A 311-nucleotide genomic window follows, 5' to 3' on the forward strand; every position below is an offset into this window, starting at 1 on the left:
CCCACAACCCTTTCGATCGCTTCCTGTTCAGGACACCGCCGCTTTTCAACGTCACGAAAACCGCACCTTATTCCCATTCCGGTTCGGTCGCCCGTCTCGAGGATGCAATTATCGCTCATTTTGATCCGCTGCGCTTTGCCGATGCGGGGAAAATGACGTTGCGGGAGCGGGCCGACCTGCTGGAACGGCTTGGCCCGGCATCGCGGGAGCCTCTCCCGGCCAGCCTGTCTGATGACGAAGTACGCGCTATAGCAGCGTTTCTTGCCATGCTGGATTTCGAGAAAAACCTTGGACCGCATCGCTAACGCAGG

General features: G+C 58.5%; 1 pseudogene. It reads left to right on the forward strand.

Annotated elements, in window-relative coordinates:
* Positions 1-305, forward strand: a pseudogene (locus ACT6VE_RS34385) (His-Xaa-Ser system-associated MauG-like protein); the annotation flags it as partial.
* Between the last annotated feature and the right edge of the window lie 6 nt (positions 306-311).

It is taken from the genome of Shinella sp., from assembly GCF_052438155.1.
In the GTDB taxonomy this organism is placed as follows: Bacteria; Pseudomonadota; Alphaproteobacteria; order Rhizobiales; family Rhizobiaceae; genus Shinella.